Annotated in this window: 10 protein-coding genes and 1 pseudogene; 10 read left to right on the top strand and 1 reads right to left on the bottom strand. The window is 75.0% G+C overall.

The window, feature by feature from the left end:
- Positions 1-44: 44 nt before the first annotated feature.
- Complete coding sequence (locus tag ACH4PU_RS13980; protein WP_398271006.1) at positions 45-1,304, bottom strand: ATP-grasp domain-containing protein; 1,260 nt, start codon at positions 1,302-1,304, stop codon at positions 45-47.
- A gap of 636 nt (positions 1,305-1,940) precedes the next feature.
- Here ACH4PU_RS13980 and ACH4PU_RS13985 point away from each other — a divergent pair.
- From ACH4PU_RS13985 to ACH4PU_RS14030, 10 genes and pseudogenes are all read left to right on the top strand, one after another.
- Complete coding sequence (locus tag ACH4PU_RS13985; protein ID WP_398271009.1) at positions 1,941-3,842, top strand: hypothetical protein; 1,902 nt, start codon at positions 1,941-1,943, stop codon at positions 3,840-3,842.
- A gap of 11 nt (positions 3,843-3,853) precedes the next feature.
- Positions 3,854-4,162, top strand: coding sequence for a Rieske (2Fe-2S) protein (locus ACH4PU_RS13990; RefSeq protein WP_398271012.1), 309 nt, complete (start codon positions 3,854-3,856; stop codon positions 4,160-4,162).
- Positions 4,159-4,416: a ferredoxin family protein gene (locus tag ACH4PU_RS13995; RefSeq protein WP_398271015.1), complete on the top strand. Its 258-nt coding sequence runs from the start codon at positions 4,159-4,161 to the stop codon at positions 4,414-4,416. Before ACH4PU_RS13990 ends, ACH4PU_RS13995 begins: the two co-directional genes overlap by 4 nt.
- Positions 4,417-4,418: 2 nt before the next feature.
- Positions 4,419-4,979: a cupin domain-containing protein gene (locus ACH4PU_RS14000; RefSeq protein ID WP_398271018.1), complete on the top strand. Its 561-nt coding sequence runs from the start codon at positions 4,419-4,421 to the stop codon at positions 4,977-4,979.
- A gap of 40 nt (positions 4,980-5,019) precedes the next feature.
- Positions 5,020-5,838 (top strand): DUF3050 domain-containing protein, encoded by an 819-nt coding sequence (locus ACH4PU_RS14005; protein ID WP_398271021.1) that lies wholly within the window; start codon positions 5,020-5,022, stop codon positions 5,836-5,838.
- A gap of 161 nt (positions 5,839-5,999) precedes the next feature.
- Positions 6,000-7,349 carry an aldehyde dehydrogenase family protein gene (locus ACH4PU_RS14010; protein WP_398271023.1) on the top strand — a complete coding sequence of 450 codons (1,350 nt, stop codon included), beginning with the start codon at positions 6,000-6,002 and terminating at the stop codon, positions 7,347-7,349.
- 153 nt (positions 7,350-7,502) lie between these two features.
- Positions 7,503-10,124, top strand: coding sequence for a class III lanthionine synthetase LanKC (lanKC, locus tag ACH4PU_RS14015; RefSeq protein ID WP_398271026.1), 2,622 nt, complete (start codon positions 7,503-7,505; stop codon positions 10,122-10,124).
- Between the two features lie 65 nt (positions 10,125-10,189).
- Entirely contained in the window at positions 10,190-10,306 is a 117-nt protein-coding gene (locus ACH4PU_RS14020) for a SapB/AmfS family lanthipeptide (RefSeq protein ID WP_185942012.1), read from the top strand.
- Between the two features lie 296 nt (positions 10,307-10,602).
- Positions 10,603-12,282, top strand: coding sequence for an ABC transporter ATP-binding protein (locus ACH4PU_RS14025; protein WP_398271030.1), 1,680 nt, complete (start codon positions 10,603-10,605; stop codon positions 12,280-12,282).
- A pseudogene (locus ACH4PU_RS14030) lies at positions 12,275-13,300 on the top strand (ABC transporter ATP-binding protein); the annotation flags it as partial. The gene ACH4PU_RS14025 and the pseudogene ACH4PU_RS14030, both read left to right, overlap by 8 nt.

A 13,300-nucleotide genomic window follows, 5' to 3' on the forward strand; every position in this document is an offset into this window, starting at 1 on the left:
CCCGCAAGAAACGGTGAAAGGGCGGGACCGGGGCTCTCAACCGTTCAGGCCTCGGCCGCCAAGGTCAAGGCCGCCCCCTCCTCGTCCGCCTCGATGTCGAAGACGACCCGCCCGGCCAGCCGCGTGGCGGTCTCGTCCCGTTCCGCAGGCGTGTCGGCGCCGGTGACGAAGACCCCGGAGCGGGTGAAGGAGTCCTTCTCCGGGGGGATGACGTCGCCGGGCCGGACCCGGAGGTCGGCGGCGAGGACGGCGGGGTGCGCGGCGAGTTCGTCCCAGCCGCGGACGGCGCGGAGCCGGCCGGGCGGGGCGAAGAGGAAGTCGACGCGGGCGGCCCGGCCCGGTGCGGGGAGCGGCGGGGGCGTCCGGCCGAGCAGGTCGTCGACGAGGGTGCCGTACAGCTCCAGGCCGGGGCGGGTGTGCTCGACGAGGGCGTGGATGAAGTCGCCGCCGCCGCGGCAGTGGAACTCGCCGAGGACGACGCCGGTGGCGGTCACCCAGAGTTCGACGTGGAAGACGCCGCGGGTGATGCCGACGGCCTTGAGGCCGCGGGCCACCGTGTCGCGGGCGAGGCGGTCCGTCGCCGGGTCGAGGCCGGCGGGCTGCTGCTGGCTGGTGGAGATGAAGCCGTCGGTGACGGCCTTCCGGGTCAGGGCGAGCACCTGCGGTTCGCCGCCGAGCACGATGCCCTCGGCCGAGTACTCGTCACCGGCGACGAAGGTCTCGACGAGGAAGTAGGGGGAGGCCGGCAGCGGACTCATGGCCGCCGACGGGAGGCGGAACTTCCGTACGGCCTCCGGCAGTTGCTCCGGCCCGTCGATGAGGGAGACGCCGATGCTGGCGAGGCCGTCGCGCGGTTTGACGACCCAGGGGCCGGGGCCGGTCTCCGCCAGGAAGCGCTCCGCTTCGGCGACGCCGGCGCAGACGGCGGTGCGGGGCTGCGGGAAGCCCGCCTCGCGGAGCCGTTGCCGGCACAGGTCCTTGGTGCGGACGCACCGCACCGCGTCGGGGTCGTTGCCCGCGAGGCCGAGCTCCTGGGCGATGACGGCGGTCGGCAGCACCGACAGTTCGCGGACGGTGAGGACGGCGTCGACGGGCGGGCGGGTGGCGGCCCAGGCCCGGCAGGCCTCGGGGTGGTGGACGTCGAGGGCGACCACCTCGTCGACGTGGGCGAGGTCCCGGGCGGTGGCGGACCGCAGGTTCTCGGGGGTGTCGGCGCCCACCAGGGTGACGCCGCGCCGCCGGGCCTGTTCGCTCAGCCGCCGGATCTGGTCCTGGCCCCAGGCCGGCATTCCGGTGTTTCCCATGACGAGGAGCGTCACATCTGCCATACGACCGGCTCACTTCCTCTGGCGACTGATCGGCCGACTGATCGGATTGCAGGGATTCCTGACGAAGCGTAGCGGTTCGCCGTGGTTCGGGAAGGGTAGCCGGACGGGTGTCGTACCGGCGGACGATGTACGGGCCGCCGCCGGGGAACGGCCGACGTCCTTTCGGCCAGGGTCGGGAAAAGGCGCCCGGCGGACTGGCCGCCGAACGCCGCAGCCCTCCCATGCCATTTGCATATTCAGCATGCAACCAGTCTTCGTGGAGCATGTGCGCGCATTCCCGGAGTCACTCCGGAAAGAGTTCCGCAAGAGCCGGGAGAAGGGATTTTCCGACCACCGCGCGGCGCTGGTGGCGGCCCGTCCCAGCTGCCCCATGGCGGGGAACGCCTTCCGGCCAGACGCGGCCGATTGACAACCGGAACGGCCCTCCCTAGCGTCGTGGACGTCATGCTTCCCGAAGGCGCGTGCCTCTCGCCGCCGCCTTCGCGCCGGCCGTTCCCGCGCTTTCCGGAAAATCTCCGGACGCGGCGGAACGGCCGACTGCCGTGCCTCTCCTCCGCACCGCCCTCCCACCATGCCGTCCACTCCGTGGATTCCCGCTCTGGAGGCGCCCGTATGGCACCGGATCCCCTGCTCTCCCACCCGGATTTCACCGGCGCGGATCTGTCCGTGCTGGCGGAAATCGAAATGGATCTGGCCGAACGCCTGGACATGCTGGGCGATGACGGTGATCTCGTCGTGGTGGCCGGCCTGGTGGCGGCGCGCGTCGTGGACGCCGCCGTCCTGGAGAAAATCGTCGACGACCGTTCCGGGGCCGGGCGGCCGCTCGATCTCGCCGCGCACGGAATTCCGGCCGGGGAATTCTCGCGTTTCCAGCGGCTCTGGTACCACTTCAAGGTGCCATACGCGCGGGCCTCGCTGGTCTGGTGGCACCTGTTCTGTCTGGCCCTCGGGCGCGGCGCCGCCGTGGACGAGGCGCTGGAGCGGATGACCGGCCGGCTCGCCCCGCTGCACGCCGCCCTCCCCGACGCCCTCGCGCGGGCCGGTGCCGCGACCGGTCTCCCCGGGGAGACGGTGGTCGTCACGGCGGACGAGACGGGCGGGCTGCGGTCGCTCACCGCGGCCGTCCGGCTGGACGCGCCGCTGGTCGTGGTGGACGACGTAAGGGCGGCCGTGGCGGCCGGGCGGACGCTCGGTCTCCGGGTGGTCACCGCAGACCCGGAGGCCGGTCCCGGGCCGGCGGGCGGGCACGCCGCCCTGTGGCTCGGCCCGCCCGCCGCCCTGGACAACCTGCCGGACCGGGCCCGCCGGGACTGGGAGGCCCTGTCCGCGGCGGAACGGGAGGAGCTGCTGGCCGGGTTCGAGCGCCGGATCACGTCCGTCGAGCGGGTCCGGCTGCACGCCGGCGAGACGGAACTCGACAACCGTGCCGTCGCCGCCGAGATCGCCGCCTGCCGCGCCCTGCCGCCGGCCGAGTGGAGCGGTACGCGGCTGGTGCTGGCGACGCTGCTGCGGTGCTGGCAGGAGGCCGGGTTCGTGCTCCAGGAGCTCAACCAGTCGCTGCTGTCGTTCGCCTCCCTCTCCCTGTTCCTGCTGCGCAAGTCCCGCGGCTACGCCCGGCTGCTGGACGAGGCGGAGCCGCCGGACGCGACCGCCCCCGACGTCCTGGCGGCGGCCCGCCGGCTGGGCGGGCTGCGCACCCGCGTCGAGGAGCGGTACGAGCGGTGCCTGCACTTCGACGGCAGCAACTGGGAGCGCCGCGAGTTCCTGCTGCCGCTGTCCGTGTACCGGCGCAGCGCGCGCGTCCCCGACGGGCTGCCGGAGCGGCTGTACGCCGAGACGGGCGCGGAGTTCACCGGCCGCGCGGGATCGGCCGAGGAGTGGGACGCCTTCCTGGAACGGGCGCTGGAGGCGGGGAGTTCGCCGACGCGGGCGCTGCAGGCGGTGGCGCACTGGGCGGCGGACGCCGAGGACCTGCCGGTGGACCTGGCGGTGTTCACGGTGCCGGTGGGCCGGAAGCTGGACGAGCCGTGGACGATGGAGTTCACGGACCTGTTCTGCTACACGGGCTTCCGCACCGGCTTCCGCCCGGAGGACTTCGGCATCGCCAACGGCCGGGTGCTGATGTACAACGTCATCGCCCAGCGGATGCGCTACAACGCGGTGAAGAAGGCGCAGAACTACGCGCCGGTCATGCGGTTCTCGCCCCAGGGGTTCAACCTGCCGGACATCGCCGTCGCGGAGGACGCGTTCCACGGCGGGCACGCGGCCGCGGGCATCCGGCTGGCCTGCCGGCTCCCCATCACCGTCCGGTACCGCGACCGCGACTGGAACGGGCTGGCGGACGTCCGGCTGAACCGGTCGGCGTACAGCCGGGAGAACCGGTTCCGGCCGCGGGACATGGTGCTCGGCCACCGCTACGCGCGGTGGGCGAAGGGGCTGGCCGACGCGGCGTACCGCAGGGGCCTGTCCTTCGACGACAAGTGGACCGACAAGGTCAAGGACCTCGACCTGTGAGGGCGGAACGGGTGAGGGGCGAGACGGCGGCGGGCCGCGACGAGGCGGCCCCGGCGGTGGTCGAGGCGCTGCCGGACGGCAAGGGGTGTGTGGTGCGCCTGGGCGACCGGACGGTCCGGGTCCCGGCGCGCTGCCCGCACCGCGGCGCGCCGCTCGCGGCCGGGCTGGTGACCGGCACGTTCCTGGAGTGCCCCTGGCACGGGGCCACCTTCGACCTGCGCACCGGCCACCGGGTGCGCGGTCCGCACTGCGCCGACCTGGCCGTCCGGCCCGTGCCGGCGGACGGCACGGCGAATCCGGAGGAGGAGGGAAGCACGTGACGTACGTGATCACCGAGCCGTGTATCGACGTCAAGGACGGCGCCTGCGTGGACGTCTGTCCCGTCGACTGCATCGAGGGCGCGGAGGCGGAGGCGCCGCAGTTCTACATCGACCCCGCCCGCTGCGTCGACTGCGACCTGTGCGCCACCGTCTGCCCGGTGGACGCGATCTTCCGTGAAGAGGAACTGCCGGAAGAGTGGACGCACTTCACGGCCGTCAACGCCGACTACTTCACCGAACGGGCGGAGGCGTGACGATGGCGCGTTCCGATGCCGACGACCTGTCCATCATCCGGTGGGCCAACGCGCAGATCGGCGACCTGGCCACCTCGCTGCACATCCCGCACGGCGAGCGGCCGGTGCACATGCACGGCGCGGACGCCACCGGTCTCGGGCTGGTGAGCAACGGCGCGCTCGGGGCGGACGTCATCCGGCTGCCGGCCGGGGCCGGCTTCCCGCCGCACACCCACCCCGGCCATCACGTCCTGGTGGTCCTGGGCGGTCTCGGCACCATCACCTACAACGGGCGCGTCCACCCCACCGAGGCGGGCCAGATCTACCTGGTCGAGGGGGCCGTGTCGCACGCCGTCGGCGCGATCTCGGACCATGTGCTGCTGGCCATCGGCGCCCCGCACATGCCGGTGGAGTCCGAGCGGCGGATGGAGGTCGTGGTCTACGAGGAGGTGCTGAGCGAGATCGGCAACCTGCATTGCCTCATCTGCGACATGAAGTCCCAGCTGCCCGCCTACCTGCACGACGTGGGGTGCGCGCACTGCCCCTGCCACGACTGCGCGGTCCCGGACCCGACCCGGCGCTGACCGGACCACCCGACACCTCTCCCGGCCCCAGGAGCCGTCCATGGCCACCTCCCGTTACCACACCCAGGTCACCCACCCGGGACTGACCGCGCTCAGGGCGGAGATCGAACCCGCCCGCAAGGGCGTCCTCGCCCACCCGATGTACCACAGCGTCACCACCCCGGAGGCGGCGCGGATCTTCATGGAGCACCACGTGTTCGCCGTCTGGGACTTCATGTCCCTCCTCACCAGTCTGCAGCGGCAGCTGACCTGTGTGGAGGTGCCCTGGGTGCCGCGCGGCCCGGTGGCCAGCCGCCGGCTGATCAACGAGATCACGCTCGTGGAGGAGAGCGACGCGTACGGCGACGGCTTCATCAGCCACTTCGAGCTCTACCGGGCCGCGATGGACGACGTGGGCGCGGACATCGGGCCCGTCGACGCGTTCGTCCGGGAGCTGCGGTCCGGCACGCCGGTGTCCGAGGCGCTGCGCACGGCGCGGGTGCCGGAGCCGTCGGCCCGGTTCGTCGAGGGCACCTGGACGGTGCTGGAGACGGCGCCCGTGCACTGCCAGGCGGCGGTGTTCGCGTTCGGGCGCGAGGATTTGATCCCGGAGATGTTCGAGCAGGTGGTGCGCATCGAGGACGCGGACGGGCGGCTGGCCCGGTTCCGGGACTACCTGGAGCGGCACATCGAGGTCGACGCGGACGAGCACACGCCGATGGCGATGCACATGCTCGTCGATGTGTGCGGGGACGACGCGGGGAAGTGGAAGCGGTGCGCGGACGCGGTGCGTTCGGCCCTGCACGCGCGGGCCGACCTGTGGACGGCGATCACCGACGCGATCGTGGCGGCGTGTCCCCCCGGCCCGTCCGGCGTTTGAGGACAGCGCCCGTCAGCCCGTCCGGCGTCTGAGGACAACCGCGCGGAGCGCGGTTTCGGGGTGCGGGGGCTGGCCCCCGCGAGAAACGGTGAAAGGGCGGGACCGGGGCGACTCCAACGGACCCCGCGCCGCCCCCGGCCCGCACGGACAAGGAGACCCGAGTGCTCACCGACCCCCGCACCGGCCACCCCCGCCCCCACCCGGCCGCGTCCGGCGGCCCCGGCACGGCCGAGTCCGCCGAAGCCGCCGTGGCCGCCGCGCGCCGAGCCCTCCCCGGCTGGTCCGGCCTGACGGCCAGGGAACGCGCCCGCCGACTGCTCCGGTTCGCGACGCGAATGGAGGACGCGGCCGGCGAATACGCGGCGGCCGAACGAGCGGGCACGGGCAAGCCGTTCGCCGACGCAGCCGCCGAAGTGGCGCAGTGCGCCGACCTCATCCGCTTCTACGCCGGCGCGGCCCGCGCGGACCTCGCCCCGGCCGGGGGCCACCGGCTGCCGGGCCGGGAGAGCTGGGTCCGCTGGGAGCCACTGGGTGTGGTCGCGGCGGTGGTGCCGTGGAACTACCCGCTGCTGATGGCGGTCTGGCGGTTCGCCCCGGCGCTGGCGGCCGGCAACACGGTCGTCGTCAAGCCGGCGGAGACGACGCCGGACAGCGCCCTGCTGGCCGCCCGGCACGCCCACGAGGAGCTGGGGCCGGGCGTGCTGACCGCGCTGCCCGGCGGCCGGGAGACCGGCCGGCTGCTCGTGGGGCACGAGGGCGTGGACGCCATCGCGTTCACCGGCAGCCGGGCGGGCGGGCTGGACGTGGCGGCCCGCGCCGGGGTGCGCCGGGTCAGCCTCGAACTGGGCGGCAACTGCCCGGCGTTGGTGCTGCCGGACGCCCCCGCGTACACCTGGGAGCGGCTGGCCGACGCCTGTGTGTACAACGCGGGCCAGTCCTGCGCGGCCCCGGCCCGGGTGCTCACCCCGCGCTCCTGCTACGAGCGGACGGTGGCCGGGCTGGCCGGGGCGCTGGCCGCCCGGCGGGCGGGGGCGGACTTCGGGCCGCTGAACAACCCCGAGCAGCTCAAGCGGTTCGACGGACTGCTGGCGGCGAGCCGGGCCGGCGTCCGGCACGTGGGGCCCGTCGCGCCCGCCGAGGGCGAGCGGGACGGCTATTGGCGGCCGGCGACGGTCCTCGCCGGCCTGCCGGACGACGATCCGGCCGTGTGCGAGGAGGTGTTCGGCCCGGTGCTCACCGTCCAGGCCGTGCCGGACGAGGAGGCGCTGGTGCGCACCGCCAACGGCATGCCGCACGCGCTCGCGGCGAGCGTGTGGGGCGCGTCGGTGCACGTCGTGCTGCGGCTGGCGGGCGCGCTGGACGCGGGCGAGGTGTGGGTCAACTGCCACCTGGAGCAGACGGCCGAACTCCCGCACGGCGGACGGCGGCAGTCCGGTCAGGGCACCGATCTGAGCGTGCTGGCGCTGGCCGAGTACCAGCGGCCGAAGACCGTGACCGTGGCCTTGGAGTAAATCCTGGAACGACCCTGGAATGACATCCTCCCCCTGGAATGACATCCTCCACCATGCGTTTCGCACGGCCCGTTGGTGACACGTGTGACTGGTCCGGCTCCCCCCGGCGTGGAAATCTCGACGCATCGCAGCCGAGGTGCCGAGGGGGATCGCATGGACAAGCGGTACGAGGTCTACAGCCTGGCCGACCGGCACTTCTACGAGACCCCGGACCGTCTGCCCGCCCTCGCCGGAACCGCCACGGAGGACGGCCTGTTCGAGACCGCCCGGCGGCCGGTGCCGGACGGCTGGGCCACCGCCCGCAGCGGCGACTGGCTGAACCTCTTCCCGGCGGGCCCGGACGGCGGGCCGCTCCCCGGGCAGCCGCTCCAGGGCTGGAAGATCCACGTCTCCGCGACCGCCGGCACGGCGGACAAGACGGCGGCCGACGTCTGGGACTACTGCGTGCCCCGGGGCATCCCGTTCAAGTTCGTCCCCGGGCCGCACCTGCTGCACCTGCGCAACACCAAGTACGCGGGCCGCGACCACAGCGGCAAGTTCGTCACCGTCTACCCGGCGGACGAGGAACAGCTGCGCACGACGCTGGAGGAGCTGGACGCGGTCCTCGGCGGCCGGCCCGGGCCGTACATCCTCACCGACCTCCGCTGGAACGCGGGCCCGCTCTACGTCCGGTACGGCGCGTTCGCCCGCCGCTTCTGCGTCGACGAGCGCGGCACGCTCGTCCCGGCGATCGAGGACGGCACGGGCCGGCTCGTCCCGGACTCGCGGGACCCGGCGTTCCGGGTGCCGTCCTGGGTCACCCTCCCGGCGTTCCTCGCACCCCACCTGTCGGCCCGCAACGCCACCACGGTGGCCGACCTGCCGTACCGCATCGAGAAGGCGCTGCACTTCTCCAACGGCGGCGGCGTCTACCGCGGCACCGACACCCGCGACGGGCGGAAGGTCGTCCTCAAGGAGGGCCGGCCGCACGCCGGGCTCGCCAACGACGGGGCGGACGCCGTCGCCCGGCTGGAGCGCGAGCGCGACGCGCTGGAGCGGCTCGCGGGCCTGGACGCCGCGCCCGGGCTGCGCGACTGGTTCACGCTCGGCGAGCACAGCTTCCTGGTGATGGACTTCGTCGAGGGCAGACCGCTCAACTCCTTCTTCGCCGAACGCCATCCGCTGCTCTCCGCCGAGCCGGACCCGGCCGCCGTCGCCGCGTACACCGCGTGGGCGCTGCGGATCCACCGGGCGGTGGAGGAGGCCGTCGAGGCCCTCCACGCACGCGGGGTCGTCTTCAACGACCTGCATATGTTCAACATCATGGTGGCGCCCGACGAACGGTCGGTCACCCTCATCGACTTCGAGGCCGCCGCACCGGCGAGCGAGCACGGCCGGCAGGTCGTCGCCCACCCCGGCTTCTTCGCACCGCCGGACCGCCGGGGCCGGGACGTCGACCGATACGCGCTGGCGTGCCTGCGGCTGGCCCTGTTCCTGCCGGTCACCACGCTCTTCGTCATCGACCGCGAGCACGCCGTGCATCTCGCCGAGGTGATCACCGCCCAGTTCCCGGGCGTGCCGCGGGAGTTCCTGGACGAGGCGGTCGCGGAGATCACCCGGGACACGGCGGCCACCCCGGCGCCACGCTCCCCGGCCCGGCCGCCCCGCCCGGCCGACTGGCCCGCGAGCCGCGACTCCATGGTCCGCGCGCTCCTCGCCTCCGCCACGCCCGAGCGCGACGACCGCCTCTTCCCGGGCGACATCGCCCAGTTCGGCGACGGCGGCGGACTCGGCCTGGCCCACGGCGCGGCCGGAGTGCTGTACGCCCTCGCAGAAGCGGGCGCGCCCCGCTACGAGGCGGGCGAACAGTGGCTCCTCGACCACACCGACCCGCTGCCGCCCGGCACCCCGCTCGGCCTGTACGACGGCGTCGCCGGCGCCGCCCTCGTCCTCGACCGGCTCGGCCACACCGGGCGCGCCCTCGACCTCACCGAGGCGGTCCTGCGCGAGAACTGGCCCCAGCTCTCCGCCGATCTGAGCGGCGGCCTGTCCGGACTCGGACTCCTCCTCGACCACCTCGCCGGCACCACCGGGAACACCGCCCTGCGCGACCACGCCCTGCGGGCCGCCCAGATCCTCGCCGACCGCCTCACCGCCGACGCCTCCGGCGAGGCGGCGGGCGGCCGCCGCGCCGGACTGCTGCGCGGCGCGACCGGCCCCGCCCTCCTCTTCCTCCGGCTGTACGACCGGACGGGCGCGCCCGACCTGCTGGACCTGGCCGGCCGGGCACTCCGCGCGGATCTCGCCCGCTGCGTCACCACCGGCAACGGAACGCTGGAGGTCGACGAGGGCCGGCGGACCATGCCGTACGTCGGGGACGGGAGCGCGGGCATCGGGATGGTCCTCGACGACTTCCTCGCGGCGACCGGCGGGGAACCCGATCCGGCCCTGGCCGCCGCCCGAGACGGCATCCTGGCCGCGGCCCGGGCCCGCTTCTACGCCCAGCCGGGCCTGTTCCAGGGCCGTGCCGGCATGATCCTGCACCTCGCCCGCACCACCGCCCCCGGCGCCACCCCCGGGCTGGTGGCCGCGCAGGTGGACGCCCTGAACTGGTACGCCATGGGCTACCGGGGCGAACTCGCCTTCCCCGGCCACCAGATGATGCGGCTCTCCATGGACCTCGCCACCGGAACGGCCGGCTGCCTGCTGGCCCTGACCGCCGCCCTCGGCGACCGCCCGGCCCACCTGCCGTTCCTCCCGCCCCTCCCGGGCGACCGCCCGGTCACGGGCCCCTGAACCCGGCACCGCCGCTCGGCGGGGCCGTAGCACAGCACCGACAGTCCCCGAGAAAGGACATGATCATGGCGCTTCTCGACCTGCAGAACATGGAGTCCGACGAGCTGCACGGCGGCGGCGGGCAGAGCACGGTGAGCCTGCTCTCCTGCGTCAGCGCGGCGAGCGTTCTCGTCTGTCTGTGACGCGACGGGTCTGAGACCCCGGCCGGTCCTCCTCAGCGGGGGCCGGCCGGGGTCCGGCCGTCATGGTGGGGGTGCCCCGGTCCCGCCCTTTCACCGTTTCTTGGGGTTGCGCCCCAGACCCTTTGTCCTCAAACGCCGGACGGGCTGGGTCAGCCCGTTGGGGGTGCCCCCTCTGGGGGAGTTTGAGGACAGCGCGCGCAGCGTGCTTCGGGGGTGCGGGGGCTCGCCCCCGCAAGAAACGGTGAAAGGGCGGGACCGGGGCCCCCACCCACCCCGACCGCGAAGACGGTGATCCCATGACGCCCGGCGACCGGCTCCTGCTGGCCACCACGCGGCACGGCGCGACCCGAGCCGCCACCCTCACCCTGCTCTCCCTCACCTCGGCGGGAGCCGCCCTCCTCCTCCCCGCCACCCTCGGCCACGCCGTGGACCTCCTGCTGGCTCGCGACGCCACGGCCACCCGCCAAGTGGCGCTGTGCGCCGCGCTCCTGGCCGTACCCGCCGCCCTCGACGCCCTGGCCGACCTCCTGACGGGCACCACCGCCGCCCGCTCCACCGCCTGGCTGCGCCACCGTCTCCTCCGCCACATCCTGGCCACCGGCCCACGCGCCACCGCCGACGCCCCGCCCGGAGACCTGGTGACCCGACTCGTCGGCAACACCGCCGACGCGGGCGCCGCGCCCGGCGCGCTCGCCGCGGCCGTGGCGTCGCTGGCCGCACCGCTGGGCGCCGTCGTCGCCCTGGCCCTCATCGACCCCTGGCTCGCCGCCGCGTTCCTGGCGGGCGCGCCCCTGCTCGTCCTCCTGCTGCGCGCGTTCGCCCGCGCCTCCACCGACTGCGCCGCCCGCTACCAGCGGCTCCAGGGCGACATCGCGGGGCGGCTGGCCGAGGCCCTGACGGGGGCGAGGACCATCGCCGCCGCGGGCACGGCCGGCCGCGAACGCGCCCGGGTCCTGCGGCCGTTGAGCGGACTGTCGCGGCAGGGGCACCGGGTCTGGCGCGTCCAGGGCCGGGCCGCCGCCCGGGCCGTCACCCTCGTGCCGCTGCTCCAGATCGCCGTCCTCGCCGTCGCCGGCCTGCGGCTGTCCCAGGGGAGGATCAGCGTGGGCGACGTACTGGCCGCCTCCCGGTACGCGGTGCTGGCCACCGGAGTGGGCATGCTCGTCGGGCAGTTGAGCGGGCTGGTACGCGCCCGGGCCGCCGCCCGCCGGCTGGCCGAGGTGCTGGCCGTCCCCGCCCCGGCGTACGGGCCCCGGGCGGCGCCGCCCGGTGACGGCACCCTGGAACTGCGCGGCGTCACCGCCGTACGCGGCGACCGGATCGTCCTGTGCGACGTCGATCTCACCGTCCCGGGCGGCACTTCGGTGGCCGTCGTGGGCCGGTCCGGCACCGGCAAGTCGGTGCTGGCCGCGCTCGCCGGCCGGCTCGCCGACCCGGACGCCGGGACGGTCGCGCTGGACGGCGTCCCGCTGCCGGAACTGAGCCACGACGCGCTGCGGCACTCCGTCGGCTACGCCTTCGAGCGGCCGGCCCTCCTCGGGGGCACGATCGGCGGCACGATCGCGTTCGGCGCGGCCGATCCGGGGCACGAGGCGGTCACCGCCGCGGCCCGCGCGGCCTGCGCGGACGGCTTCGTCCGCCGGCTGCCGGAGGGGTACGCGACGCCGTGCGCGGCGGCCCCCCTGTCCGGCGGCGAGGCCCAACGCCTGGGCCTGGCCCGGGCGTTCGCGCACGCGGAACGCGTCCTCGTGCTCGACGACGCCACCTCCAGCCTGGACTCCCCCACCGAACGCGAGGTCGGCCGCGCGCTGCTGCACGACGTCGCCGCCCGCACCCGGCTGATCGTCGCCCACCGCGCGTCGACGGCCGCCCGCGCGGACCGCGTCGTCTGGCTCGACGACGGCCGGGTGCGGGCGGCCGGGCCGCACGCGGAGCTGTGGCGGCTGCCCGAGTACCGGGCGGTGTTCGGTGCCTGAGCCGGGCCGTACGCCGTCGACCGCCCGGCAGGGGCTGCGGTTCCTCGCCGCCCGGCGGGGTGCCCTGGCCCGGCTGGCCTGCTGGTCGGTGCTGGAGGCGGGGCACACCTTCGCCCTGGGCTTCGCGCTGGCCCGGGCCCTGGACCGGGGGTTCCTCGCCGGCCGGGCGGCCACAGGCCTCGGCTGGCTCGGCCTGGCGGCGCTCGCCGTCCTCGCCGGGGCGTACGGCACCGGGCGCACCTACCGGGCCACCGCCGACCTGGTGGAGCCGCTGCGCGACGGCCTCGTCCGGCGCGTGGTCGGCCGGGCCCTCGTGGACGGCGACGGCGCGGCGGTCTCCCGCCTCACCCACCAGGTGGAGATCGCCCGCGACACGTTCGCCGGGCTGGTGATGGTCTCCCGTTCGTTCGTCTTCACGGCCGGCGGCGCGCTGGCCGGGCTGTGCGCCCTGGCGCCCGCCCTGCTGCTGGCCGTGGTGCCGCCGCTGCTCCTGGGGCTGCTGCTGTTCCTGGTGACGCTACGGGTCCTGGCCCGCCGCCAAGAGGCTGTGCTGGTGGCGGACGAGGCGCTAGCGCGCTCCCTCGGCGACGTGGCGCGCGGGCTGCGGGACATCACGGCGGGCGGCGCGGAGCGGCGCGTCGCCGCCGCGACCGGCGCCCTCGTCGACGCCGAACGCGACGCGGCCCGCGCCCTGGCCCGCTGGTCTCTCGTCCGCGTCGCCGCCCTGACCCTCGCGGGCCGCCTCCCGGTGATCCTGCTCCTGGTCCTGGCCCCCTGGCTCCTGGACCACGGCACCACCCCCGGCGCCTTCGTCGGCGCGCTGGCCTACGTGACCCAGTCCCTCCTCCCGGCGGTCCAGGAACTCGTGCACGGGCTGGGCGCGAGCGGGGCGCGACTCGCGGTCGTCATACGGCGGTTGACGACGGGGGCCGGTGGTTCCAGAGCGTCTGGAGCGTCTGGAGGGTCGTCCGGCGGGCCCCTCCTCCACCGCTCGACGGACGAGCCACCGGACGCACCC

This window comes from Streptomyces sp. NPDC021100, from assembly GCF_044333095.1.
GTDB lineage: Bacteria > Actinomycetota > Actinomycetes > Streptomycetales > Streptomycetaceae > Streptomyces.